A 23,502-nucleotide genomic window follows, 5' to 3' on the forward strand; every position below is an offset into this window, starting at 1 on the left:
CCTAGGGTCGGCTTTTCGACTTTAACGTCGCTTAGGCAGCTGCAGCTTCTTTCAGCGCCTTGATGTGGCCATTCAGACGGCCTTTGTGACGAGCAGCCTTGTTCTTGTGGATGATACCTTTGTCGGCCATGCGGTCGATTACAGGTACAGCCAGAACATAAGCGGCTTGTGCTTTTTCAGCGTCTTTTGCGTCAATGGCTTTAACTACATTCTTGATGTAGGTGCGGACCATGGAACGCAGGCTGGCGTTGTGGCTGCGACGCTTCTCAGCCTGTTTTGCACGTTTCTTGGCGGAAGGTGTGTTGGCCACCGTCGAGCTCCTCGAAAGACTTTAGGTAAATAGCAAACAAAATAGGCCGCGAATCATGCCGATCAGTCGAGCGGATGTCAAGGCCACCTGCAAGGTTCCGCCGAGCGGTGCGCCAACAAGCGGGAAAGATTCCTTTCTGCTGCGCGACCTGTACACTCGGGAATTTTTGGCTCCCCTGCGAAGGCGCGGGAGTATCGCACATTCGGATGCTGTCTGGCAGCGTCCTCTGTCATTGGCGTGAATCTTTTCGATGAACCTGCTCAAATCCCTGGCTGCAGTAAGCTCGATCACCATGATTTCGCGGGTGCTGGGCTTCATTCGCGACACCATTCTGGCGCGTATCTTCGGTGCGGGCATTGCCACCGACGCTTTCTTCATCGCTTTCAAGTTGCCCAACCTGCTGCGGCGCATTTTCGCCGAAGGTGCATTCTCCCAGGCCTTCGTGCCGATCCTGGCCGAATACAAGACGCAGCAAGGCGAGGAGGCGACCCGCACTTTCGTTGCCTATATCACCGGTTTGCTCACCCTGGTCCTGGCCCTGGTGACCGCCATCGGCATCCTGGCGGCACCCTGGGTGGTGTGGGCCACGGCCCCGGGGTTTGTCGACAGCACGGAAAAGTACGAACTGACCACGGCCCTGTTGCGGGTGACCTTTCCTTATATATTGCTGATCTCCCTGTCGTCCCTGGCCGGGGCGATCCTCAATACCTGGAACCGTTTCTCGGTACCGGCCTTTACCCCGACCCTGCTTAACGTGGCGATGATCGCCTTCGCGGTGCTGCTCACGCCGTACTTCAACCCGCCGATCATGGCCCTGGCCTGGGGCGTACTCGCCGGTGGCCTGGCGCAACTGTTGTACCAGTTGCCGGCGCTGAAGAAGATCGGCATGCTCGTGCTGCCCCGCCTGAACCTGCGCGATACCGGCGTGTGGCGGGTGCTCAAGCAGATGCTGCCGGCCATTCTCGGGGTGTCGGTGAGCCAGATCTCGCTGATCATCAACACCATCTTCGCCTCGTTCCTGGTGGCTGGCTCGGTATCCTGGATGTATTACGCCGACCGCCTGATGGAGCTGCCTTCCGGCGTGCTGGGCGTGGCCTTGGGTACCATCCTGCTGCCGACCCTGGCCAAAACCTACGCCAACAAGGATCGCGAGGAGTATTCGCGGATCCTCGACTGGGGCCTGCGCCTGTGCTTCCTGCTGGTGTTGCCGTGCACCCTGGCACTGGCCATTCTGGCCGAGCCGCTGACCGTGGCGCTGTTTCAGTATGGCAAGTTCAGCGCGTTCGATGCCGCCATGACCCAGCGGGCGCTGATGGCCTATTCGGTGGGCTTGCTGGCGATCATTCTGGTCAAGGTACTGGCACCCGGCTTTTATGCGCAGCAGAATATCCGCACGCCGGTGAAGATCGCGGTCTTCACCCTGGTCTGCACCCAGCTGTTCAACCTGGCCCTGGTCGGCCCGCTGGCGCATGCCGGGCTGGCCTTGGCCATCAGCCTGGGTGCCTGCCTGAATGCCGGCTTGCTGTTCTGGAAGCTGCGCAGTCAGCGCCTGTTCGAGCCGCAGCCGGGCTGGGCGATGTTCCTGGCCAAGCTGGTGCTGGCCGTGGCGCTGATGTCGGCAGTGCTGCTGGTGGGCATGCACTACATGCCGGCCTGGGAGCAGGGCATCATGCTGCAGCGCTTCATGCGCCTCGGCGTGCTGATCGTGGCGGGGGTCGTGACCTATTTCGGCTGTTTGTTCCTGTGCGGTTTCCGCCCCCGGCATTTCGCTCGCAAGGCCTTGCACTAGGGCTACCTGCGGGTCAGGCGTCGGTTTTTCGCATTCCACACCGCCCCTGGGCGCTGCTGCCTGTCACCGGCGCCCGGGTGTGGTTATAATCGGCCACTTTATGAGCAAGAAGCGCGTTATGCAGCTGGTTCGAGGTCTTCACAACCTGCGCCCCGAGCACCGGGGCTGTGTCGCCACCATTGGCAACTTCGACGGGGTTCACCGTGGCCACCAGGCAATCCTGGCGCGCCTGCGCGAGCGCGGCCAGGCCTTGGGCCTGCCGACCTGCGTGGTGGTCTTCGAACCGCAACCGCGCGAGTACTTCGCGCCCGATACCGCACCTGCGCGCCTGGCCCGCCTGCGCGACAAGCTCGAGCTGCTGGCCGCCGAAGGCATCGACCGGGTGCTGTGCCTGGCCTTCAACCAGCGCCTGAGCAAGCTCGGCGCCGATGCGTTCGTCAAGACCATCCTGGTCGATGGCCTGGGCGTGCGTCACCTCGAAGTGGGCGACGATTTCCGCTTTGGCTGCGACCGCGCCGGCGACTTCGCCTTCCTGGTCGAGGCCGGCAAGCAATATGGCTTTACCGTCGAAGCTGCCAACACCGTGATTCAGGACGGCCTGCGGGTCAGCAGCACCGAAGTGCGCCAGGCCTTGGCCGACGGCAACTTCGAGCTGGCCGAGCACCTGCTGGGCCGCCCGTACCGCATTACCGGCCGTGTGTTGCACGGCCAGAAGCTGGCTCGCCAGCTTGGCACGCCCACTGCCAACATCCAGCTCAAGCGCCGTCGCGTACCGCTGTCCGGGGTCTACCTGGCCAGCATCGAAATCGACGGCAAGGCCTGGCCGGGTGTCGGCAACATTGGCGTGCGCCCCACCGTTGCCGGTGATGGGCGCCCGCACCTGGAAATTCATCTGCTGGACTATGCCGGCGACCTTTACGGCCGGCGCCTTACGGTGGAGTTCCACCACAAGCTGCGTGAAGAGCAGCGATTCGCCTCTCTGGAGGCGCTGAAGTCGGCGATCGATGCGGATATCGCCGCCGCACGTGCACATTGGCACGCTCAACCGCTAACGAAGAGCCTGAAATGACCGACTACAAAGCCACGCTTAACCTTCCGGACACCGCCTTCCCCATGAAGGCCGGCCTGCCTCAGCGCGAACCGCAGATCCTGCAGCGCTGGGACAGCATTGGCCTGTACCAGAAGCTGCGCGAAATTGGCAAGGATCGTCCAAAGTTCGTCCTGCACGACGGCCCGCCCTATGCCAACGGCAAGATTCACATCGGTCATGCGCTGAACAAAATTCTCAAGGACATGATCGTCCGTTCCAAGACCCTGGCCGGTTTCGACGCGCCGTACGTGCCGGGTTGGGACTGCCATGGCCTGCCGATCGAGCACAAGGTCGAGGTTACCCACGGCAAGCACCTTTCGGCCGACCGCACCCGCGAGCTGTGCCGGGAGTATGCTGCCGAGCAGATCGAAGGGCAGAAGACCGAGTTCATTCGCCTGGGCGTGCTGGGTGATTGGGACAACCCGTACAAGACCATGAACTTCGCCAACGAGGCGGGTGAAATCCGTGCCCTGGCCGAAATGGTCAAGCAAGGTTTCGTGTTCAAGGGCCTGAAACCGGTGAACTGGTGCTTTGACTGCGGTTCGGCGCTGGCTGAGGCGGAAGTCGAGTACGCCGATAAAAAATCGCAGACCATCGACGTGGCCTTCCCGGTTGCCGACGAAGCCAAGCTGGCTGCCGCCTTCGGCCTGGCGTCGCTGGCCAAGCCTGCCGCCATCGTGATCTGGACCACCACCCCGTGGACCATTCCAGCCAACCAGGCGTTGAACATCCATCCCGAGTTCACCTACGCCCTGGTCGACACCGGTGAGCGCCTGCTGGTGCTGGCTGAAGAACTGGTGGAGTCGTGCCTCAAGCGTTACAACCTGGAAGGCTCGGTCATCGCTACCGCCCAAGGCGCGGCGCTGGAGCTGGTCAACTTCCGTCACCCCCTCTACGACCGCCTGTCGCCGGTGTACCTGGCCGACTACGTCGAGCTGGGCGCCGGTACCGGGGTGGTGCACTCCGCGCCAGCCTACGGTGAAGACGACTTCGTCACCTGCAAGCGTTACGGCATGGTCAACGATGACATCCTTACCCCGGTGCAGAGCAACGGTGTGTATGTCGAGTCGCTGCCATTCTTCGGCGGCCAGTTCATCTGGAAGGCCAACCCGGCCATCGTCGAGAAACTCGGTGAAGTCGGTGCGCTGATGCACACCGAAACCATCAGCCACAGCTATATGCACTGCTGGCGCCATAAAACCCCGCTGATCTACCGCGCTACCGCGCAGTGGTTCGTGGGTATGGACAAGCAGCCGACTACCGGCGAGCCGCTGCGTGAGCGCGCGCTGAAAGCCATCGAGCAAACCAAGTTCGTTCCGGCCTGGGGCCAGGCACGCCTGCACGCGATGATCGCCAACCGCCCAGACTGGTGCATTTCGCGTCAGCGCAACTGGGGCGTACCGATTCCGTTCTTCCTGCACAAGCAGACCGGCGAGCTGCACCCGCGCACCGTCGAACTGATGGAAGAAGTGGCCAAGCGCGTCGAGCAGCAGGGCATCGAAGCCTGGTTCAAGCTGGACGCTGCCGAACTGCTGGGCGCTGAGGCCGAGCAGTACGACAAGATCGCCGACACCCTCGACGTGTGGTTCGATTCGGGCACCACCCACTGGCACGTGCTGCGTGGCTCCCACAACATCGGCCACGCCACCGGCCCGCGCGCCGACCTGTACCTGGAAGGCTCCGACCAGCACCGCGGCTGGTTCCACTCGTCCTTGCTGACCGGTTGCGCCATCGACAACCATGCGCCGTACCGCGAGCTGCTGACCCACGGCTTCACCGTGGACGAAAACGGCCGCAAGATGTCCAAGTCGCTGGGCAACACCATCGAGCCGGAGAAGGTCAACAACACCTTGGGCGCCGACATCCTGCGCCTGTGGGTTTCGGCTACCGACTATTCCGGTGAAATGGCCGTTTCCGAGCAGATCCTGCAGCGCAGCGCCGACGCCTACCGGCGTATCCGCAATACCGCACGCTTCCTGCTCTCGAACCTGTCCGGTTTCGACCCGGCCCGCGACCTGCTGGCCCCGCAAGACATGCTGGCGCTGGACCGCTGGGCCGTGGACCGCACCTTGTTGCTGCAACGCGAACTCGAAGAGCACTACAGCGAGTACCGTTTCTGGAACGTGTACTCCAAGGTGCACAACTTCTGCGTGCAGGAGCTGGGCGGCTTCTACCTCGACATCATCAAAGACCGCCAGTACACCACCGGCGCCAACAGTGTCGCCCGCCGTTCCTGCCAGACTGCGCTGTATCACATCAGCGAAGCGCTGGTGCGCTGGATCGCACCGATCCTGGCGTTCACCGCCGACGAAATCTGGCAGTACCTGCCGGGCGAGCGCAACGAGTCGGTCATGCTCAATGGCTGGTACCAGGGCCTGAGCGAACTGCCGGAAGGCACCGAGCTGGACCGTGGCTACTGGGACCGCGTCATGGCGGTTAAGGCCTCGGTCAACAAGGAGCTGGAAAACCAGCGTACCGCCAAAGTCATCGGCGGCAACCTGCAGGCTGAAGTGACCCTGTACGCCGATGAGGGCCTGAGCGCCGACCTGGGCAAGCTGGGCGACGAGCTGCGCTTTGTGCTGATCACCTCCGCTGCCAGCGTGGTGCCATTTGCCCAGGCCCCTGCCGAAGCGGTTGCCACCGAAGTCGAGGGCCTGAAACTGCAGGTGGTCAAGTCCGGCCACGCCAAGTGCGGCCGTTGCTGGCACTTCCGCGCCGACGTTGGCAGCCACCCGGAGCACCCGGAAATCTGCAGCCGTTGCGTCGACAACCTGACCGGCTCGGGTGAGGTGCGCCACTATGCCTAACCCTGCAGCGGGCCGCTTCGGGCGCCTCGCATGGCTGTGGCTGAGCTTGCTGGTCCTGGTCATCGACCAGGCCACCAAGCTGTATTTCAACAACGCCCTGACCATGTACCAGCAGATCGTCGTCATACCTGACTACTTCAGCTGGACCCTGGCCTACAACACCGGCGCCGCGTTCAGCTTCCTGGCCGACGGCGCCGGCTGGCAGCGCTGGTTGTTCGCCCTGATCGCCGTGGTGGTCAGCGCAGTGCTGGTGGTGTGGCTCAAGCGCCTGGGGCGCAATGAAACCTGGCTGGCCGTGGCGCTGGCGCTGGTGCTCGGTGGGGCGATCGGCAACCTGTACGATCGCATCGTGCTGGGCCATGTGGTCGACTTCATCCTGGTGCACTGGCAGAACCGCCATTACTTCCCGGCTTTCAACGTGGCCGACAGCGCCATCACCGTTGGTGCGGTAATGCTGGCGCTGGATATGTTCAAGAGCAAGAAGTCCGAGGATCCGGTCCATGACTGACACCCGTATCGGCCAGAACACCGAAGTCACCCTGCACTTCGCGCTGCACCTGGAAAACGGCGACACCGTAGACAGCACGTTCGACAAGGCCCCGGCAACCTTCAAGGTCGGCGATGGCAACCTGTTGCCGGGCTTCGAGAACGCCCTGTTCGGCTTCAAGGCCGGTGACAAGCGTACGCTGCAGGTTGCGCCAGAAAATGCCTTCGGCCAGCCCAACCCGCAAAACGTGCAAGTCATGCCGCGGTCCAACTTCGAAGGCATGGAGCTGTCCGACGGGCTGTTGATCATCTTCAACGACGCCGCCAACGCCGAACTGCCAGGGGTGGTCAAAGCGTTCGACGACGACCAGGTGACCATCGACTTCAATCACCCACTGGCTGGCAAGACCCTGACCTTCGAGGTGGAGATCCTCGAGGTGAAGGCCCTGTAAGCCTGGAGCCGAGCATGCAAATCAAACTCGCCAACCCTCGCGGCTTCTGCGCGGGGGTCGACCGGGCGATCGAGATCGTCAACCGCGCGCTGGAAGTCTTCGGCCCGCCGATCTACGTGCGCCATGAAGTGGTGCACAACAAGTTCGTCGTCGAAGACCTGCGCAACCGTGGCGCCGTCTTCGTCGAGGAGCTGGACCAGGTGCCGGATGATGTCATCGTCATCTTCAGTGCCCACGGTGTTTCCCAGGCTGTGCGCCAGGAAGCTGCTGGCCGTGGCCTGAAAGTGTTCGATGCCACTTGCCCACTGGTGACCAAGGTGCATATCGAAGTCGCCAAGTACAGCCGCGATGGCCGTGAGTGCATTCTCATCGGCCACGAAGGGCACCCGGAAGTCGAAGGCACCATGGGCCAGTACGACCCCAGCAACGGTGGCGCCATCTACCTTGTCGAAGACGAGGAAGACGTGGCCAAGCTGCAGGTGCGCGACCCGGACCACCTGGCTTTCGTCACCCAGACCACCCTGTCGATGGATGACACCAGCCGTGTGATCGACGCCCTGCGTGCGCGCTTCCCGAACATTGGTGGCCCGCGCAAGGACGACATTTGCTACGCCACGCAAAACCGCCAGGACGCCGTCAAGCAACTGGCCGATGAAAGTGACGTAGTGCTGGTGGTTGGCAGCCCGAACAGTTCCAACTCCAACCGGCTGCGCGAGCTGGCCGAGCGCATGGGCACCCCGGCCTACCTGATCGATGGCGCCGAGGACCTGCAACGCGGCTGGTTCGACCAGGCTGCGCGTATCGGCATCACCGCCGGTGCGTCGGCCCCGGAAGTGCTGGTGCGTGGTGTGATCGAACAGCTCAAGGCCTGGGGTGCTACCGGCGCTGAAGAGCTGGATGGGCGGGAAGAGAACATCACGTTCTCGATGCCCAAAGAGCTGCGGGTTCGCTCGCTGATCTGACCGGCCGGGGCTTAGGTGCACGAGCGGCCTTGCGCGACGCAAGGCTGCTCGATAAGCGCGTTAGCCGGGGCAGCGCTGATTGTCGCGGTGCTCAGCCAGCAAGTTGACCCTCCCTGAAGAGGCCATCACCACTTGGTGGCGGCTGCTGGCCGCCGAGCGCTCGCACACCTCCAGGGTGATGGCGAACCAGCCGTTGCCCAGCTTCATTGGCACACCCAGGGCACTGAACTTGAACTGTTCGTCGCTGTTGCCGACGATTACCAGCGGCCTGGCCAGGCGCTGCTCACGCAGTACCTGCCGGTTGTGCTCCAGGGCTACACGCCAACCATTTCCCCAATTGCCATCCAGCGCCTGCACCAGCACCGGTTGCCCCTGCAACAGCGCGTGGCTACGGGCGCTACGCAGTGCCTGGGCCAAGTCGCGCGCCACCGCCGCCCGCTGCAGGTCATCGCTCATCCTGGCGTAGGCCGGTAGGCCGATCTGCGTCAGCAACGTCGCCACAGCCAAGGCCGACAACATCTGTATCAGTGTTACCCCACGTTGCTTCACCGTGCATTCCTCCCAGGAAGTGCTTCGCTAATAGCTTCTCGGTGGCTGGCCAGGAGTTCCAGTCGCTCAAGTTGAAGGCAATAGCGGGAAAAATCGCAGGAGGTGCAGGGATGCACGCATGGCAAAAGGGCATGACGCTGCTGGAGGTGTTGTTGGCGGTGGTGGTCGTGGCCGTGGGCATGTTCGCCGCTGCGGGGCTGCAACTGCAGGCCTTGCAAGCCACAGACAGTGCGCGACGCGATGGGCAGGCGGCAATGGCGGCACACAGTGAGCTTGAAAGGGCACGGCGATGAGGCGCCGGCAAACGGGTGCTGGTTTGCTTGAGTTGCTGCTGGCGCTGACCATCGGGTTGATGGTGCTGGTGGCGGCCAGCCAGCTATTCGCCTCTGTGCACCAAGCCTGGCGGCTGCAAGGCACCGCGCTGCGCATGCAAGGGGAGGCGCGCCAGGCGCTGCTGCGCATGGCCCAGGATATTCGCATGGCGGGCATGTTTGGCTGTTTGCGCCTGAAACCTGGCGACTTTCCGGCCCAGGCTGTGCCGCCTGGCTTCGCCCGGCCAATGGAGCTGGGGCCGTCCAGCTTGAGCCTGATGGTCGCCGAGTTGCCGGGGCATACCGGCGACCCGGACTGGACCTTGCTGACCAACTGTATCGACGAGGTCAAGGTGCTGAGCCGCCGGGCACAGGCTAGCGCCACACAGATGGCGGTGCCCATCAGCCATCACCATTATGCGCACAGCGGCGGCAGGCTATATTTCAAGCGCCGGGGCAACAATCAGCCGCTGGTCGAGCACGTGCGGGAGCTGCGCATCGTGCAGGTTGCCGGTGAGCGGGTGGATATTCAGCTGACCTTGTATGAGCCCACACTGCAACTTGAGCAGCACCACGCGTTGAGCGTGGCATTGCGCAACCCGGTACCGGCTTCATGAGCCGCCAGCGAGGTGTGGTGCTGCTGTTGGCCTTGGTCCTGAACCTGCTGCTAGGCCTGCTGGCCGCATCAGCGCTGCGCGACGCGCTGGTCGAAACGCGTATGAATGGTTACCTGAGCGACGGCCTGCGCGCATTTGAGGAGGCCGAGGCCGCCTTGCAGGCCGGGGTGCACAAGCTGCAACGGAGCCCGCCGCCGCCCTCGTGCAATGCCTGCCTGCCGCCACCACAGCCACACGACCTGGCTGGCCAGTGGCAAGCCACCCCGACCGGCTATTTCCAGCTACAGAACCTGGGCATCAGCCAGCGTGCTGCGCACGTGCCCGAAGGGCAGGCGGTCACCCTGTTGCGCATTACTGCCGTCAGCAAGCGAAGCCAATCCAGGCATGTACTGGAGGCGGTCTACGCCGCAGCCGACGGCACATTCCAGCGCATCACTTGGCGACAGAGACTGAGAGGAGACTGACATGCAGCAAGGTTTGAGCCTGATGGAGTTGTTGATTGTCCTGGCCGTGACCGGCATTCTGGCAGCCATTGCCTACCCCAGTTACAGCGACCAGCTTCGGCGAGCCGCGCGCAGCGAAGTGGTTGGCCTGCTGCACGATGCCGCCCTGCGCCTGGAGCGCCACCGCGTACGCACTGGCCAATACGCCGAGGGCGACCCGGCGCTGCCCGGCGGCACCCGCCATTACAGCCTGCAGGCGCAACGCGACAGCGAGACCTTCACGCTGCGCGCCCGGCGCTTGCCGCATGGGCTGATGGCGCAGGATGGCTGTGGCGACTTCCAGCTGGACCAGGCAGGGGTGCAGCGCAACCCAGGTGCCGTTGAGCACAGCGCGCACTGCTGGGGGAGCTGAAGGTTGAATGGTGCCCGGCGCATCGCGGTTTTACTTCAGGTGTTGGATCGACAGATGAGCAAGCAAGTAGTGGTGGTTGGCGGCGGGGTGATCGGCCTGTTGACGGCGTTCAACCTGGCGGCCAAGGTCGGCCATGTGGTGGTGTGCGATCAGGGCGAGGTCGGCCGTGAGTCGTCGTGGGCCGGTGGCGGCATCGTTTCGCCGCTGTACCCGTGGCGCTACAGCCCGGCAGTGACTGCCCTGGCGCACTGGTCACAGGACTTTTATCCGCAGCTGGGCGAACGCTTGTTCGCCAGCACCGGTGTCGACCCCGAAGTGCACACCACTGGCCTGTACTGGCTGGACCTGGATGACGAAGCTCAAGCGCTGGCCTGGGCCGAGCGCCACCAGCGGCCGTTGCGTGCGGTGGATATCTCGGCAGCCTATGACGCGGTGCCGGTACTGGGCCCGGGTTTCAAGCGCGCCATCTACATGGCGGGCGTGGCCAATGTGCGCAACCCGCGCCTGGTGAAATCGCTGAAGGCGGCGTTGCTGGCAATGCCGAACGTGACTTTGCGCGAGCACTGCCAGATCACCGGTTTCGTCCAGCAAGGCGGGCGTGTGACCGGGGTGCAGACGGCCGACGGTGTGCTGGCGGCGGATGAGGTGGTGCTCAGTGCTGGCGCCTGGAGTGGCGACCTGTTGCGTACGCTTGGCCTGGCGCTGCCGGTGGAGCCAGTGAAGGGCCAGATGATTCTGTTCAAATGTGCCGAAGACTTCCTGCCGAGCATGGTGCTGGCCAAAGGGCGCTATGCGATCCCGCGGCGTGATGGGCACATTCTGGTGGGCAGTACGCTTGAGCATGCCGGGTATGACAAGACCCCGACCGGGGATGCACTGCAGAGCCTGAAGGCTTCGGCGGTGGAGTTGTTGCCCGAGCTGGAAGGGGCCACCGTGGTGGCGCACTGGGCCGGGCTGCGGCCGGGGTCGCCTGAGGGCATTCCGTATATCGGGCCGGTGCCGGGGCATGCGGGGTTGTGGTTGAACTGCGGGCACTACCGGAACGGGTTGGTGCTGGCGCCGGCTTCGTGCCAGCTGTTTACCGATTTGCTGACCGGTGCCGAACCGATCATCGACCCGGCGCCCTATGCCCCAGCGGGGCGTTTGGGCTGAGAATACCGGGGCCGCTGTGCGGCCCTATCGCAGGCAAGCCAGCTCCCACAAATGGACTGCCCCCAATAAGTTGGACACCAATCCAATTTCTTGGGGGCAGTCCACCCTGTGGGAGATTCTATGGTTCCTGGCAAGGGTAGCCGGAGCATCTTCAGCGCCTGTGAGATCGAGCGCCGCCCGCGCGGCGCATCGCGAGCTGCGCTCGCTCCTACGTTTGTTTCGGGCCAGTAACGCCTGTGACAGGCGCGCGCGGCCGCCTTGTTTGTACGGCGCGATATTGAGGCATGCACCAAGGCGTTCGCGCGCGAATCCCACAGGAATAATTGGCCCGAAACAAACGTAGGAGCGAGCGCAGCTCGCGATGCGCCGCGCGGGCGGCGCTCGATCTCACAGGCGCTGCATATCTTGTGACAAACACCTGTCAGCCCTACGGCGATCCCTGTGGGGGCTGGCTTGCCTGCGATAAGGCAGGGAAGGCCGGTAGGGTTATCAGCCTGTAATCGGCGCCTGTAAATGCCGGCTCGGGTAATGCTGCTCATACACCTTGCACACCCGCAGCACCTGATCATCGGCAAAGCGCCCGGCCACGACCTGAAGCCCCACCGGCAAGCCTTCGCGGGTGAACCCGCAAGGCACTGACGCTGCTGGTTGTTGGGTCAGGTTGAAGGGGTAGCTGAACGGCGTCCATTCCATCCATTGCGCCATCCCCGACCCAGGCGGTACGTTGTGCCCGGCCTCGAACGCCACCAGCGGCAGCATCGGCGAAACCAGCACGTCATAGCGCTGGTGGAAGGCGTTCATCTTCGCAATCAACTCCGCCCGCGCCTCCAGTGCTTGGGTGTACTGGCTCAGGCTGATGCGAGCCCCCTGTTCGGCAATCCAGCGCAGCCCAGGGTCAAGCAGCGCTCGCTGCTCATCGCTCAACGCACTGGCCAGCCGCGCTGCACCGGCAAACCACAGGGTATTGAACGTTTCCAGCGGGTCGCTGAAGCCGGGGTCCACTTCTTCGACCTGCGCTCCCAGCCGAGCCAGGCGCTGTACCGCTTGCGCCACCAGCGCCTCAATCTGCGGGTCGACCTGCACGTAACCAAAATTGGCACTGTAGGCGATGCGCAGACCGTTCAGGTCTTGCTGCTGGCCCAGCCACGGAGCCTGTCGTGGCGCACCGGCCAGCCCGTCACGTGGATCGGGGCGGGCGACACAGTCGAGCATCAGCACCGCGTCGTCCACCGTGCGCGTCATCGGCCCCAGGTGCGACAGTACGGTCATGGCACTGGCCGGCCATTGCGGCACATAGCCAAACGTTGGCTTGATGCCGAAGGTGCCGGTAAAGGCGCAGGGTATGCGGATAGAGCCCCCGGCATCGCTGCCCTGGTGCAGTACGCCCAGGTTCAATGCGGCAGCGGCGGCGGCACCACCCGACGAGCCACCGGCAGTCAGCCGTGTGTTCCAGGGGTTACGGGTGATGCCGTACAGCGGGTTGTCGGTTACGCCCTTCCAGCCGAACTCGGGAGTAGTGGTCTTGCCCATCAGGACTGCACCGGCCTCACGCATGAAGGCGCTGAACGGGGCATCGACCTCCCATGGCCCGGCCGCGGCCGTGGTGCGGGACCCTTTGCGGGTAGGCATGCCACGGGTCAGGGTCAGGTCCTTGATCGAGGCGGGTAGGCCATCGAGCCGGCCACAAGGCTCGCCCCGTTGCCAGCGTTGTTCGCTGGCCCGGGCAGCGGCACGGGCGCCTTCGCCGTCGACGTGGCAATAGGCGTTGACCGCCGGGTTGTGCCGGTCGATGCGCGCCAGTACATCGTCGACCACCTCCACAGGCGACAACTGGCGGCGCTGGTACAGTTCGAGCAGTTCGGCAGCGGTGAACTCGCCAATCGCGGTTTTCTGAGGCATTTCAGCGGGCTCCTGGGTTGGCGGCCTGGAACATGGCGCGCAGCAATACGTCGCAACCATCTGCCAGGTCCTGCGGCGCGGCATTTTCGATTTCGTTGTGGCTGATGCCGCCTTCGCACGGTACGAATATCATCCCGGCCGGGCCCAGCTCGGCGAGGAAAATCGCATCGTGGCCGGCACCACTGACAATATCCATGTGGCTCAGGCCCAGCGCACGCGCCCCTTGGCGCACGGCATCCACGCACTGCTCGGCGAAGTACAACGGCGGGAAGTCGGCCGTCGGGGTGAGCTGCCAGGCAAGGCCGTGTGCCGTTGCGCTGGTTTCGATGGCCGTGCGCACTTCACTGACCATGGCGGCGAGGTGCTCTGGGTCGAGATGGCGCAGGTCGATGGTCATGTGCACCTGGCCGGGGATGACGTTGCGCGAGCCCGGGTGCAGGGTCAGGCAGCCTACCGTGCCGCAGGCATGCGGCTGGTGGGCGTGGGCAACACGGTTGACCGCAGCCACGACCTCGGCGGCACCGACCAGCGCATCCTTGCGCAAGTGCATGGGGGTGGGGCCTGCATGTGCTTCTACACCGGTCAGCACCAGGTCGAACCATTTCTGCCCCAGGCAGCCCTGTACCACGCCGATGGTCATGCGCTGGTCTTCCAGTATCGGGCCTTGCTCGATATGCGCTTCGAAGTAGGCACCCACGGCATGCCCGGTAGGTACGCGCGGGCCGGCATAGCCGATGCGCTGCAGCTCGGCCCCCACCGACAGGCCCTGGTCATCGACCTTGTCCAGGGTCTGCTGCAGGTCGAACTTACCGGCGAATACCCCAGAACCCATCATGCACGGTGGAAAGCGCGAGCCTTCTTCATTGGTCCACACCACCACTTCCAGTGGGGCTTCGGTGGTCAGCTTCAAGTCGTTGAGGGTACGCATGACTTCCAGGCCGGCCATGACCCCGTAGCAGCCATCGAACTTGCCACCGGTGGGCTGGGTGTCGATGTGGCTGCCGGTCATGACCGGCGGCAGGGCCGGGTTGCGGCCGGGGCGGCGGGCAAAAATGTTGCCGATGGCGTCGACGCTGACGGTGCAGCCGGCTTCTTCGCACCAGCGTACGAACAGGTCGCGGGCCTGGCGGTCAAGGTCGGTCAGGGCCAGGCGGCACACGCCGCCCTTGGCGGTGGCGCCGAGCCGGGCCAGGTCCATCAGCGATTGCCAGAGGCGTTCGCGGCTGACCAGCGGGCCTTGGGCAAGCAGGTGCTGCGGGGGATCGATGCGGGTGTTCATGGTTCATCTCTCCTGAAAGTATTGGGTTGCTGGTACCGGCCTCTTCGCGGGCTTGCCCGCTCCCACAGGTCCTGCGTAGTCCTCAGAAGAGGCCGGTACAGAAAAGCAGGCCTGGGTCAGGCACTCAGGGCCAGATAACGGTTCTTGATACTCGGGTCCTCACGGAACTGCGCTGCGCTGCCCTGGTAGGCAACCCGCCCCTGCTCCAGCACGTAGTGGCGGTCTGCAAGGGCATCGCAGACCATCAGGTTCTGCTCCACCAGCAGGATCGACAGCCCTTCGTCCTTGATGCGCCGCAGAATCTTCACCAGCTCGTCGACAATCACCGGCGCCAGACCTTCAGTCGGTTCATCGAGGATCAGCAGCTTGGGCCCGTTGAGCAGGGCGCGGGCGATGGCCAGCATCTGCTGCTCGCCACCGGACAGCGCGAAGCCACCGTTACGGCGCCGCTCCTTCAGCCGCGGAAACATGCTGTACACGTCCTCCAGCTGCCAGCGGCTGGTCTTGCGCACGGCGATCTTCAGGTTCTCCTCGACACTGAGCTGGCGGAAAATGCCGCGGTGCTCTGGCACCAAAGCAATGCCCAGCCGGGCAATGTCGAAGATTTCACGGCCGACCAACTGTTGGCCGTTGAAGCTGATCTGCCCCTGCCGAGGGCGAACGATGCCAAGAATGCTGCGCAAGGTGGTGGTCTTGCCGGCACCGTTGCGCCCAAGCAGTGTGACCAGTTCGCCAGCCTCGACCTTGAGCGAGACGCCTTCGAGCACATGGCTCTTGTCGTAGTAGGAATGGATCGAATCGACGTTGAGCATCAGGCGGCCTCACCAAGGTAGGCAGTGCGCACGCGTTCGTCGTTGCGCACCTGTTCAGGGGTACCCTCGACCAGGATCTGGCCGTGGCTCATTACCGTGATGCGCTGGCTGATCGACATGACGATGCTCATGTTGTGCTCGATCAACAGCACGGTATGGTCACGGCCCAGGTCGCTGATCAGGTCGGTCATGACCGGGATGTCATCAATGCCCATGCCCGAGGTGGGTTCGTCGAGCATCAGCAGGGTCGGCTTGGCGCAGATGGACATGCCCACTTCCAGCACCCGTTGCTGGCCGTGCGAAAGCTCGCCGGCGAGGGTGTTGGCGCGGCCAGTCAGCTGCAGGCGCTCCAGTACCTGGTCGGCGGTGTCCCAGTGGCTGCGCTTGTGCTCGACGCTACGCCAGAAGTTCAGCGCGCCCAGGCCATCGCGGCCCTGGGCCGCCAGGCGCAGGTTCTCGCGTACCGACAGGTTCTGGAACAGGCTGGTGAGCTGAAACGAACGCGCCATGCCCAGTGCCACACGGCCGTGGGACGGCTTGCGGACGATGTCCTGGCCATTGAACAGGATCTTGCCGGCGGTGGCCTGGCGCTCACCGGTCAGGCAGTGGAACAGGCTGGTCTTGCCGGCGCCGTTGGGCCCGATAACGGTGTGAATGGTGCCGGCGCGCACGTTGAGGTCCACGCCCGCGACCGCCTTGAACGGCCCGTATGCCAACTCCAGCTGGCGGGTTTGCAGGAGGTAGTCGCTCATCACAAGGTCTCCTTGGTCTTGGCCTGGGGTTTGTCATGGGGGGCACGGCTAGCGAGCAGGCGCTTGGCCAGTTCGGCCAGGCCGCCCCACAGGCCACCGCGCATGAACACCACGACCAGGATCAGGATTACCCCAAGCAGCATCAGCCAGCGTGACCACAGTTCGGACAGCACATCGCCCAACAGCACGATGGCACCGGCCCCCAGCAGCGAGCCGAACAGCGAGCCGGTACCGCCGACAATGGTCATGATCAGAATGTTCTCGCTCATCATCAGGTCGATGTTCGACAGCGGCGCAAAATGCAGCAGCATGGCGTACAGCGCCCCGGCAATCCCGGTGATGGCGCCCGACAGCATGAACACCAGGATCTTGAAATGGCGGGTGTCATAGCCGATGGCAGCAGCGCGGGTCTCGTTCTCGCGGATGGCCAGCAGGGTGCTGCCGAACGGCGAGCGAATGACCCGCAGGGCGCCGGCGAAGATCAGCAGGAACAGCACGGCGACAAACACATAGAAGTGCCGCGGGTCGGCCAGGTCGACCAGCACATGGCCGGCGATCTCGATGTTCGGCCGTGGTACATCGAGCAGGCCGTTGTCGCCGCCGGTCCAGCCACTGAGGGTATAGGCCAGGAAGTAGGCCATCTGGCTGAAGGCCAAGGTCAGCATGACGAAGTAGATGCCCGTGCGGCGTATGGCCAGGGCGCCCACCAGCAGCGCGAGGAAGGCGCCGAATACAGCGGCGCCAAGCAGCGCGGCGAACATGCCCCACTGCAGGTGGATCATCAGCAATGCCGCGCCATAGGCGCCCACACCAAAGAAGATGCCTTGGCCGAACGACAGCAGGCCGGTGTAGCCCAGCAACAGGTTGCAGGCCAGCGCGGCCAGGGCAAAGATCAGGATTTCAGTGGCCAGGGTGGCCGATGGCAGCAGCAACGGCAGCGCCACCAGGCTGGCGACTACCAGCAACAGCAGTGCCGGGGCACGGCCCCTGGCGACTGGCAAAGGGTTTTTTTCACTCATCTCAGGCTCTCCCGAACAGGCCATACGGACGCACCAGGATCACCGCCGCCATGGCGCCGTAGATCATCAGGCTGGCGCCTTGTGGCCACAGGCTGGTCATCATGCTTTGCACCACACCCACCAACAGGCCGCCGACCAGCGCACCGCCAAACGAGCCCATGCCGCCGATCACCACCACCACGAAGGCGATGCCGAGGATTTCCGGGCCGACGAAGGGCTGGGCACCGCGCAGCGGCGCGAACAGCACACCAGCCACGCCGGCCAGGCCTACGCCCAGGGCGAATGTCAGGGAGAACAGGCGGAAGATATTGGTACCCAGCAGCGACACGGTTTCGGTGCTCTCGCTGCCGGCCCGCACCAGGGCGCCGAAGCGGGTGCGTTCCAGTAGCAGCCACAGGCCAACGCCGATCAGTGCGGCGAAACCGATCAGGAACAGGCGGTAGTACGGGTAGATGAAGTCACCCAGGATCAACACCCCGCGCAGCTCGGGCGGCACGGCGATGTTCTTGCCTACCGGGCCCCAGATCAGCACCGAGGCTTCCTGGATGATCAGGGCGATGCCAAGGGTGACGAGGATCTGGAACGTGTGTGGCAGGTGATAAATGCGTTTGATCAGCAGGCGCTCGACCGCCCAGGCCAGGGCGGCCACCACCAGAGGGGCGATCAGCAGCGCCAGCCAGAAGCTGCCGGTGATGGCCACGGCGGTGTAGCACAGGTAGGCGCCAAGCAGAAAGAACGCACCATGGGCGAAGTTGACGAAGTTGAGCAAGCCGAAAATGATCGTCAGGCCTACGGCGATGAGGAAGTAGATCATCCCCAGGCCCAGGCCGTTGAGCAGTTGGAACAGGTACAAATCGAGCATGAGCGTGCCCTCGACAGCGCGCGGCGCGGCTGCCTGTACGAGTGTGAGTGACTAACGCCGCGGCTTCAGGCCAAGGCGCAACCGGTGTGGTCGGGCTCGACGAACGAGCGGCCCGAGCTGATGACTTCGGCCAGGTCGTCTTCGTCGCGCATCTGCCCTTGGGGCTTGCCGCGCAGCAGGTAGTAATCCTTGAGCACCTGGTGGTCGCTCGGGCGGATCAGCTCGTCGCCGGTCGGCCCCTGGAAACGCATGCCCTGCAGTGCTGCAGAGACGGCGGCACCGTCCAGGCTGCCGGCCTTGACGATGGCTTCGAGCATGACCTTGGTGCCGATGTAGTCGGCGGCCAGCGGGTAGTTGGGGTTGATGCCGTAGGCCTTGCGGGTGGCGGCAACCAGTTGCTGGTTCAGCGGCGTATCCACCTGGTGCCAGTACTGCGCGCCCAGGTACACGCCTTCGAGCACGTCGCTGCCCAGCTCCTGGAACTGGTCGAGGCCGGCTGACCACACCATCAGCACTTTCATACGGTCCTTGATGCCGAAGTTGACCGCCTGGCGCAGCGCGTTGGAGGCCTGGCTGCCGAAGTTGAGCAGCACCAGCACGTCGGGTTTGGCCGCGATGGCATTGGTGAGGTAACCCGAGAATTCCTGCTCTTGCAGCGAGTGATAGCTGTTGCCGATATGTTCCACGCCCTGCTCGGCGAAGACTTTGCGGGCGTTGTCCAGCAGCGCGTCGCCGAACACGTATTGCGGGGTGATGGTGTACCAGCGCTTGGCCTGCGGGAGTTGGCGAATCATCGGCACCAGGGTTTCGCGGATGGCGCCGTAGGTCGGCACCGACCAGCGGAAGGTCGAGGCGTTGCAGTCCTTGCCGGTGATTTCGTCGGCGCCCACCGGGGTCATGAACACGCCACCGGCCTTGTGTATTTCCTTGGAAACCGCCAGCGCCGAAGACGACAAGGTGCAGCCCTGGAAGAAGCGGGCGCCATCCTGGCCAATGGCTTCCTGTACCTTGCGCACGGCCTTACCGGCGTTGCCTTCGGTGTCGATGACTTTGTACTTGAGCGGGCGCCCCAGCAACTGCGGGTATTCGGCGATGGCCAGGCGCGAGCCCATGTCGGCGTACTTGCCGTAGCTGGCGAAGGCACCCGACATGGACTTGAGCCCATAGAAGGTCAACGGTTGATCGGCGAATGCCCGGTGTGCTCCCAAGGGGAGGCTACCGAAGGCACCCAGGGCAAGGCCTGCCTTGAGCAGGGTACGTCTTTGCATGGGTAACTCCTTGGTTGTGGTTATTAGGCAGGAGTGGCAATGACAAAGCGGGTACGGCCGGGCCTGTGAGCAGGCCTCTTTCCAGGCGGATCAGTGGTGGTGGTTGAACTCCAGCAGGAAGTGGCGGGCGACCTCGCCCTCCAGTGCGGTCATGTGGTGTTCGGCGTCGCACATGTGCTCGTGCATCAGCCGGCGTACGCTGGGCTCGTCACTGGCGCGCAGGGCGCTCAGCAGTTGTTTGTGGTAGTCGATGTTGGCTGCGGCGAACTGCTGGCGCTTGGGCAGGTAGGCCTTTTTCAGCACCACCAGGTCGCGCAGCAGGTCGTTGAGGAACACCGCCATGAAGCGCAGCAACGGGTTGGGGCAGCGATGGGCCAGCAGGGTGTGGAACTCCAGCTCCGCCAGGCGCTGTTCGCGCTGGCCCTCTTCGCTGTCTTCCGGCGCACTGCAGAAATCGATGTTGGCCTCAAGCGCGGCATAGTCCGCTTCGCTCAGCTGGCCCATTACCGACACTGCCAACTCGACCTCGATGACTTTGCGCAACTGGTACACCTGCTCGCCGTCCAGGTGCTGAAAGTGCAGGTAGTTGCGCAGCGCTCGGCTGGCGGGCTCGGTGCCGACCTCGGCCAGGTAGGCACCACCGGCAGGGCCGGTGCGGGTGCTGACCAGGCCTTCGACCTCAAGAGCCTTGAGTGCCTCGCGGGCAGTGCCCTTGGAGCACTCGAAGTGTTCCATCAGTTCACGCTCGGTGGGCAGGCGGTCGCCGGGGTGCAGCGCTTCGGTGACGATCGAGCGCTTGACCGATTCGACGATCACATCCGACAGCTTTTGGCGCTTGCGTTTGGGTTTGAGCATTTCGCTATTTTTCATATTTATGCGGATAAATAGGATTTAGCGAATTTTGCCGAGGTCGGTCAATGCTGGAGGTGGGGGAGGGGTCGTATTTGGTGTGAAAGGGTCGGGGAGGGATATGTGAAGAGGTGTATGGACTGCAGCCCCTGTGGGTGCGGGTAAACCTGCTCCCACAGGGATCTTTGTTCAGCCTTGGCGGCCAGGACCTTGCTGCAGGTGGGCCTGGCTGCAATACCACTCGTTGCCCTGCTGCAGCGCCCGATCATTGGGCAGGTGCACGCCGCAATGGGCGCAGCGCACCATCGTCAGTGGCGCATCGAGCTTGGCGTCGGGGCGCGACTGCTGGCTGATTTTGAATTTGCGCCACAGCCAGAACGCGGCGGCGATCAGGGCGATCCAGAAAAGTAGGCGAACCATGGTGTCCAGCTTGTTGATGGAAGAAGCCGACAGTCTAGGATGCAGCCAATAAAAAAGGGAGGCCCAAGGCCTCCCTTTCATTTACCGCGGTCGGTCAATCGAACAGACCAAAGGTCATGTAGCTGAACCAGGAGCGGTCTTTCTCGGCCTCTTTCGGGCCCTCGGGCACGATCGGGTCGCCGTTTTCATCCTTGGGCAGCAGCTCTTGCGGCATCTCGTCGCGCGCGTCCTGGAACTGCTTGACCACGTCCTGGTTGGCGCGGGTTTCACCCGGCGGCAGCGGCGTGTCGGTCTCGATCAGGCCCAGGGTGGCCTTGGACAGCCAGCCGCGGCCGTCAGACTCGGTCTGCTTGGGCTGGAACTCGCCATCGACCAGGCTTGGGTGGTCTGGGTAGTTGAGCTTGAGGGTTTCCAGGCTGGTGGCGGCCAGTTCGTCCAGGTGCATCTTCTGGTACGACTCGACCATTACGGCCAGGCCGTCACCAACCGAAGGCGTTTCCTGGAAGTTCTCGACCACGTAGCGGCCACGGTTGGCGGCAGCCACGTAAGCCTGGCGGCTCAGGTAGTAGTCGGCCACGTGGATTTCGTACGACGCCAGCAGGTTGCGCAGGTAGATCATGCGCTGCTTGGCATCGGGCGCGTAGCGGCTGTTGGGGAAGCGGCTGGTCAGCTGGGCGAACTCGTTGTACGAGTCGCGGGCAGCACCCGGGTCACGCTTGGTCATGTCCAGCGGCAGGAAGCGCGCCAGCAGGCCACGGTCCTGGTCGAACGAGGTCAGGCCCTTGAGGTAGTAGGCGTAGTCCACGTTCGGGTGCTGCGGGTGCAGGCGAATGAAGCGCTCGGCAGCCGACTTGGCAGCCTCGGGCTCGGCGTTCTTGTAGTTGGCGTAGATCAGCTCGAGCTGCGCCTGGTCGGCATAACGGCCGAACGGGTAGCGCGACTCCAGGGCCTTGAGCTTGTTCACGGCGCTGGTGTAGCTGGAGTTGTCCAGATCAGCCTGGGCCTGCTGGTACAGCTCGGCCTCGCTGAGGTTCTCGTCGATGACTTCCTTATTCGAGGAACAGGCCGCGGTGAGCCCAAGGATGGCGATCAGCAGCAGGTGTTTCACTTGCATGGCGGCTTGCGTCCCTTTGACGGCCGCTGTTTTGGGCGGTGCCGTCCTGTTATGATGAGCGCCCCGGCCAACCCCGGGACAAAAGAAGCCGTATTTAACCACAAGCTCGCAGCCGAAACCAAAGGCTGTGCGCCCGCCGAATCGAGCATGTCCGAGATCATTCAACTTAGCGCAGAGGTCCCGTCCGAATTGGGCGGCCAACGCCTCGACCAGGTCGCCGCCCAATTGTTCGCCGAGTACTCGCGTTCGCGGCTAACTTCGTGGATCAAAGAGGGCCGCCTGACGGTCGATGGTGCCGTCGTGCGCCCTCGCGACCTCGTTCACGGTGGCTCCCAGCTTGCCCTGCAGGCCGAACAGGAAGCCCAGGGTGAGTGGGTAGCAGAAGATATCGAACTGGATATCGTCTACGAAGACGACCACATCATGGTCATCAACAAGCCCGCCGGGCTGGTCGTGCACCCGGCTGCCGGGCACGCCAGCGGCACCCTGCTCAATGCGCTGCTGCACCACGTGCCAGACATCGTCAACGTACCGCGTGCGGGTATCGTTCACCGCCTGGACAAGGACACCACCGGGCTGATGGTGGTGGCCAAGACCCTGCAGGCGCAGACCAAGCTGGTCGAGCAGATGCAGGCGCGCAAGGTCAGCCGCATTTATGAGTGCATCGTCATCGGCGTGGTCACCGCCGGTGGCAAGATCGACGCCCCGATCGGTCGCCACGGCGGCATGCGCCAGCGCATGGCGGTCACCGACGGCGGCAAGCCAGCCGTCAGCCACTACCGGGTGCTCAAGCGCTTCCGCTCGCACACCCATGTACGGGTCAAGCTGGAAACCGGCCGCACCCACCAGATCCGCGTGCACATGGCCCATGTGGGCTTTCCGCTGGTCGGCGACCAGACCTACGGTGGCCGCTTCCGCATTCCGCCGGCTGCCAGCCCAACCATGGTCGAGGCAGTGAAAAGCTTCCCGCGCCAGGCGCTGCACGCGCGGTTCCTTGCCCTGGCCCACCCGATCACCGGTGAAGTCATGAAGTGGGAGTCGCCACTGCCCGACGACTTCGTCTGGTTGCTGTCGCTGCTCAACCAGGACCGTGAGAGCTTCATCGGATGAGTGACCTGGCGCAGACGCTGCTGTTTCCCGACTGGCCAGCCCCGGCCTCGGTACGCGCCTGTGTCACCACCCGTCAGGGCGGTGTGAGCCTGCCGCCCTACGCCACGTTCAACCTGGGTGACCATGTGGGGGATGACCCTGCCGCGGTTGCCGAAAACCGTCGCCGCCTGCGCGAGCAGTTCGCCATCCAGCCAGCCTGGCTCAAGCAGGTGCATGGGCTGGAGGTGGCGGATGCCAACCCGGCCGTGGTAGCCGAGGCCGATGCCAGCTGCACCAGCCAGCCCGGCATTGCCTGCACCGTGATGACGGCCGACTGCCTGCCTGTACTGTTCTGTGACCGTGCGGGCACCCGCGTGGCGGCGGCGCATGCGGGCTGGCGCGGGCTGGCGGGTGGCGTGCTGGAAGCCACCCTCGACCGCCTGGCGCTGGCGCCCCAGGAGGTGCTGGTGTGGCTGGGGCCGGCGATCGGGCCCAAGGCTTTCGAAGTGGGGCTGGAAGTGCGCGATGCCTTTACTGCCGTGCACCCTGAAGCCGCCCGGGCTTTTGTCGAGGGCGAGCGGCCAGGCAAGCTGATGGCAGACATCTACGAATTGGCGCGCATTCGCCTGGCGGCCCGTGGGGTATCGGCTGTTTATGGCGGTGGCTGGTGCACGGTCAGTGACGAGCGGTTTTTCTCCTACCGCCGTACGCCGCAGGGTGGCCGCTTCGCTTCGCTGGTGTGGTTGCAGCCGCTCTAGC

At 64.0% G+C, this 23,502-nt stretch carries 25 protein-coding genes; 13 read left to right on the forward strand and 12 right to left on the reverse strand.

The window, feature by feature from the left end:
• Positions 1-31 precede the first annotated feature (31 nt).
• Complete coding sequence (gene rpsT / locus FPB55_RS03060; RefSeq protein ID WP_003247625.1) at positions 32-310, reverse strand: 30S ribosomal protein S20; 279 nt, start codon at positions 308-310, stop codon at positions 32-34.
• 250 nt (positions 311-560) lie between these two features.
• Here rpsT and murJ point away from each other — a divergent pair, with 250 nt between their 5' ends.
• From murJ to ispH, 6 genes are all read left to right on the forward strand, one after another.
• Positions 561-2,099: a murein biosynthesis integral membrane protein MurJ gene (gene murJ, locus FPB55_RS03065; protein ID WP_009682080.1), complete on the forward strand. Its 1,539-nt coding sequence runs from the start codon at positions 561-563 to the stop codon at positions 2,097-2,099.
• A gap of 118 nt (positions 2,100-2,217) precedes the next feature.
• Complete coding sequence (ribF, locus tag FPB55_RS03070; RefSeq protein WP_009682081.1) at positions 2,218-3,168, forward strand: bifunctional riboflavin kinase/FAD synthetase; 951 nt, start codon at positions 2,218-2,220, stop codon at positions 3,166-3,168.
• A complete protein-coding gene (gene ileS / locus FPB55_RS03075) occupies positions 3,165-5,996 on the forward strand; it encodes an isoleucine--tRNA ligase (protein ID WP_054906125.1) in 2,832 nt (943 codons plus the stop codon). Before ribF ends, ileS begins: the two co-directional genes overlap by 4 nt.
• Complete coding sequence (lspA, locus tag FPB55_RS03080; RefSeq protein ID WP_003247609.1) at positions 5,989-6,504, forward strand: signal peptidase II; 516 nt, start codon at positions 5,989-5,991, stop codon at positions 6,502-6,504. Before ileS ends, lspA begins: the two co-directional genes overlap by 8 nt.
• The gene (gene fkpB, locus FPB55_RS03085) at positions 6,497-6,934 is read left to right on the forward strand and encodes an FKBP-type peptidyl-prolyl cis-trans isomerase (protein WP_009682083.1); all 438 of its coding nucleotides are present in this window, start codon (positions 6,497-6,499) and stop codon (positions 6,932-6,934) included. The genes lspA and fkpB overlap by 8 nt, the downstream gene beginning before the upstream one ends.
• Positions 6,935-6,948: 14 nt before the next feature.
• Positions 6,949-7,896: a 4-hydroxy-3-methylbut-2-enyl diphosphate reductase gene (ispH, locus tag FPB55_RS03090; RefSeq protein WP_029886696.1), complete on the forward strand. Its 948-nt coding sequence runs from the start codon at positions 6,949-6,951 to the stop codon at positions 7,894-7,896.
• 60 nt (positions 7,897-7,956) lie between these two features.
• On the opposite strand, the gene FPB55_RS03095 is transcribed toward ispH, so the two are convergent.
• Positions 7,957-8,445 carry a GspH/FimT family pseudopilin gene (locus FPB55_RS03095; RefSeq protein ID WP_029886697.1) on the reverse strand — a complete coding sequence of 163 codons (489 nt, stop codon included), beginning with the start codon at positions 8,443-8,445 and terminating at the stop codon, positions 7,957-7,959.
• 110 nt (positions 8,446-8,555) lie between these two features.
• On the opposite strand from FPB55_RS03095, the gene FPB55_RS03100 reads away from it, so the two are divergent.
• From FPB55_RS03100 to thiO, 5 genes are read left to right on the forward strand one after another with little or no spacing between them, the layout of a single operon-like run.
• Positions 8,556-8,738: a prepilin-type N-terminal cleavage/methylation domain-containing protein gene (locus FPB55_RS03100; protein WP_009682085.1), complete on the forward strand. Its 183-nt coding sequence runs from the start codon at positions 8,556-8,558 to the stop codon at positions 8,736-8,738.
• On the forward strand, positions 8,735-9,373 hold the full coding sequence (locus FPB55_RS03105; RefSeq protein WP_115293340.1) for a pilus assembly protein PilW: 639 nt from the start codon (positions 8,735-8,737) through the stop codon (positions 9,371-9,373). The genes FPB55_RS03100 and FPB55_RS03105 overlap by 4 nt, the downstream gene beginning before the upstream one ends.
• Positions 9,370-9,837 (forward strand): hypothetical protein, encoded by a 468-nt coding sequence (locus FPB55_RS03110; RefSeq protein WP_144187507.1) that lies wholly within the window; start codon positions 9,370-9,372, stop codon positions 9,835-9,837. Before FPB55_RS03105 ends, FPB55_RS03110 begins: the two co-directional genes overlap by 4 nt.
• A gap of 1 nt (position 9,838) precedes the next feature.
• Positions 9,839-10,228 (forward strand): type IV pilin protein, encoded by a 390-nt coding sequence (locus tag FPB55_RS03115; protein WP_144187509.1) that lies wholly within the window; start codon positions 9,839-9,841, stop codon positions 10,226-10,228.
• A 54-nt stretch (positions 10,229-10,282) separates the two neighbouring features.
• The gene (gene thiO, locus FPB55_RS03120; RefSeq protein ID WP_144187511.1) at positions 10,283-11,380 is read left to right on the forward strand and encodes a glycine oxidase ThiO; all 1,098 of its coding nucleotides are present in this window, start codon (positions 10,283-10,285) and stop codon (positions 11,378-11,380) included.
• A gap of 489 nt (positions 11,381-11,869) precedes the next feature.
• Here thiO and FPB55_RS03125 read toward each other — a convergent pair whose 3' ends face one another.
• From FPB55_RS03125 to FPB55_RS03170, 10 genes are all read right to left on the reverse strand, one after another.
• Positions 11,870-13,279 (reverse strand): amidase, encoded by a 1,410-nt coding sequence (locus FPB55_RS03125; RefSeq protein WP_144187513.1) that lies wholly within the window; start codon positions 13,277-13,279, stop codon positions 11,870-11,872.
• 1 nt (position 13,280) lies between these two features.
• Positions 13,281-14,558 carry a Zn-dependent hydrolase gene (locus tag FPB55_RS03130; protein WP_115293344.1) on the reverse strand — a complete coding sequence of 426 codons (1,278 nt, stop codon included), beginning with the start codon at positions 14,556-14,558 and terminating at the stop codon, positions 13,281-13,283.
• A 116-nt stretch (positions 14,559-14,674) separates the two neighbouring features.
• Positions 14,675-15,370 carry an ABC transporter ATP-binding protein gene (locus FPB55_RS03135; RefSeq protein WP_009683015.1) on the reverse strand — a complete coding sequence of 232 codons (696 nt, stop codon included), beginning with the start codon at positions 15,368-15,370 and terminating at the stop codon, positions 14,675-14,677.
• The gene (locus FPB55_RS03140; RefSeq protein ID WP_029887334.1) at positions 15,370-16,122 is read right to left on the reverse strand and encodes an ABC transporter ATP-binding protein; all 753 of its coding nucleotides are present in this window, start codon (positions 16,120-16,122) and stop codon (positions 15,370-15,372) included. The genes FPB55_RS03135 and FPB55_RS03140 overlap by 1 nt, the downstream gene beginning before the upstream one ends.
• The gene (locus FPB55_RS03145; RefSeq protein ID WP_144187515.1) at positions 16,122-17,141 is read right to left on the reverse strand and encodes a branched-chain amino acid ABC transporter permease; all 1,020 of its coding nucleotides are present in this window, start codon (positions 17,139-17,141) and stop codon (positions 16,122-16,124) included. Before FPB55_RS03145 ends, FPB55_RS03140 begins: the two co-directional genes overlap by 1 nt.
• Before the next feature lies 1 nt (position 17,142).
• Positions 17,143-18,003, reverse strand: coding sequence for a branched-chain amino acid ABC transporter permease (locus tag FPB55_RS03150; RefSeq protein ID WP_029887332.1), 861 nt, complete (start codon positions 18,001-18,003; stop codon positions 17,143-17,145).
• A 65-nt stretch (positions 18,004-18,068) separates the two neighbouring features.
• Positions 18,069-19,271 carry an ABC transporter substrate-binding protein gene (locus tag FPB55_RS03155; RefSeq protein ID WP_144187517.1) on the reverse strand — a complete coding sequence of 401 codons (1,203 nt, stop codon included), beginning with the start codon at positions 19,269-19,271 and terminating at the stop codon, positions 18,069-18,071.
• Positions 19,272-19,361: 90 nt separating this feature from the next.
• Positions 19,362-20,126, reverse strand: coding sequence for an FCD domain-containing protein (locus FPB55_RS03160; protein ID WP_029887330.1), 765 nt, complete (start codon positions 20,124-20,126; stop codon positions 19,362-19,364).
• A 183-nt stretch (positions 20,127-20,309) separates the two neighbouring features.
• Positions 20,310-20,540 carry a PP0621 family protein gene (locus tag FPB55_RS03165; protein ID WP_009683009.1) on the reverse strand — a complete coding sequence of 77 codons (231 nt, stop codon included), beginning with the start codon at positions 20,538-20,540 and terminating at the stop codon, positions 20,310-20,312.
• 94 nt (positions 20,541-20,634) lie between these two features.
• On the reverse strand, positions 20,635-21,654 hold the full coding sequence (locus tag FPB55_RS03170) for an outer membrane protein assembly factor BamD (protein ID WP_009683008.1): 1,020 nt from the start codon (positions 21,652-21,654) through the stop codon (positions 20,635-20,637).
• A gap of 147 nt (positions 21,655-21,801) precedes the next feature.
• Here FPB55_RS03170 and rluD point away from each other — a divergent pair, with 147 nt between their 5' ends.
• On the forward strand, positions 21,802-22,764 hold the full coding sequence (gene rluD, locus FPB55_RS03175) for a 23S rRNA pseudouridine(1911/1915/1917) synthase RluD (protein WP_009683007.1): 963 nt from the start codon (positions 21,802-21,804) through the stop codon (positions 22,762-22,764).
• Positions 22,761-23,501, forward strand: a complete 741-nt coding sequence (gene pgeF / locus FPB55_RS03180; RefSeq protein WP_009683006.1) for a peptidoglycan editing factor PgeF — start codon at positions 22,761-22,763, stop codon at positions 23,499-23,501. The genes rluD and pgeF overlap by 4 nt, the downstream gene beginning before the upstream one ends.
• The last annotated feature ends 1 nt before the right edge of the window (position 23,502 follow it).

This window comes from Pseudomonas sp. BJP69, assembly GCF_007633355.1.
Lineage (GTDB): Bacteria > Pseudomonadota > Gammaproteobacteria > Pseudomonadales > Pseudomonadaceae > Aquipseudomonas > Aquipseudomonas juntendi.

Excerpts from the sequence above, each read along its gene's own strand:
- lspA (WP_003247609.1), top strand. The coding sequence starts at position 5,989 with ATGCCTAACCCTGCAGCGGGCCGCTTCGGGCGCCTCGCATGGCTGTGG.
- FPB55_RS03135 (WP_009683015.1), bottom strand. The coding sequence starts at position 15,370 with ATGCTCAACGTCGATTCGATCCATTCCTACTACGACAAGAGCCATGTG.
- pgeF (WP_009683006.1), top strand. The coding sequence starts at position 22,761 with ATGAGTGACCTGGCGCAGACGCTGCTGTTTCCCGACTGGCCAGCCCCG.
- FPB55_RS03130 (WP_115293344.1), bottom strand. The coding sequence starts at position 14,558 with ATGAACACCCGCATCGATCCCCCGCAGCACCTGCTTGCCCAAGGCCCG.
- FPB55_RS03160 (WP_029887330.1), bottom strand. The coding sequence starts at position 20,126 with ATGCTCAAACCCAAACGCAAGCGCCAAAAGCTGTCGGATGTGATCGTC.
- FPB55_RS03110 (WP_144187507.1), top strand. The coding sequence starts at position 9,370 with ATGAGCCGCCAGCGAGGTGTGGTGCTGCTGTTGGCCTTGGTCCTGAAC.
- FPB55_RS03125 (WP_144187513.1), bottom strand. The coding sequence starts at position 13,279 with ATGCCTCAGAAAACCGCGATTGGCGAGTTCACCGCTGCCGAACTGCTC.
- FPB55_RS03145 (WP_144187515.1), bottom strand. The coding sequence starts at position 17,141 with ATGAGTGAAAAAAACCCTTTGCCAGTCGCCAGGGGCCGTGCCCCGGCA.
- ispH (WP_029886696.1), top strand. The coding sequence starts at position 6,949 with ATGCAAATCAAACTCGCCAACCCTCGCGGCTTCTGCGCGGGGGTCGAC.
- FPB55_RS03140 (WP_029887334.1), bottom strand. The coding sequence starts at position 16,122 with ATGAGCGACTACCTCCTGCAAACCCGCCAGCTGGAGTTGGCATACGGG.
- FPB55_RS03170 (WP_009683008.1), bottom strand. The coding sequence starts at position 21,654 with ATGCAAGTGAAACACCTGCTGCTGATCGCCATCCTTGGGCTCACCGCG.
- FPB55_RS03165 (WP_009683009.1), bottom strand. The coding sequence starts at position 20,540 with ATGGTTCGCCTACTTTTCTGGATCGCCCTGATCGCCGCCGCGTTCTGG.
- FPB55_RS03115 (WP_144187509.1), top strand. The coding sequence starts at position 9,839 with ATGCAGCAAGGTTTGAGCCTGATGGAGTTGTTGATTGTCCTGGCCGTG.
- rluD (WP_009683007.1), top strand. The coding sequence starts at position 21,802 with ATGTCCGAGATCATTCAACTTAGCGCAGAGGTCCCGTCCGAATTGGGC.
- FPB55_RS03155 (WP_144187517.1), bottom strand. The coding sequence starts at position 19,271 with ATGCAAAGACGTACCCTGCTCAAGGCAGGCCTTGCCCTGGGTGCCTTC.
- ribF (WP_009682081.1), top strand. The coding sequence starts at position 2,218 with ATGCAGCTGGTTCGAGGTCTTCACAACCTGCGCCCCGAGCACCGGGGC.
- FPB55_RS03105 (WP_115293340.1), top strand. The coding sequence starts at position 8,735 with ATGAGGCGCCGGCAAACGGGTGCTGGTTTGCTTGAGTTGCTGCTGGCG.
- murJ (WP_009682080.1), top strand. The coding sequence starts at position 561 with ATGAACCTGCTCAAATCCCTGGCTGCAGTAAGCTCGATCACCATGATT.
- ileS (WP_054906125.1), top strand. The coding sequence starts at position 3,165 with ATGACCGACTACAAAGCCACGCTTAACCTTCCGGACACCGCCTTCCCC.
- fkpB (WP_009682083.1), top strand. The coding sequence starts at position 6,497 with ATGACTGACACCCGTATCGGCCAGAACACCGAAGTCACCCTGCACTTC.
- thiO (WP_144187511.1), top strand. The coding sequence starts at position 10,283 with ATGAGCAAGCAAGTAGTGGTGGTTGGCGGCGGGGTGATCGGCCTGTTG.
- FPB55_RS03150 (WP_029887332.1), bottom strand. The coding sequence starts at position 18,003 with ATGCTCGATTTGTACCTGTTCCAACTGCTCAACGGCCTGGGCCTGGGG.
- FPB55_RS03100 (WP_009682085.1), top strand. The coding sequence starts at position 8,556 with ATGCACGCATGGCAAAAGGGCATGACGCTGCTGGAGGTGTTGTTGGCG.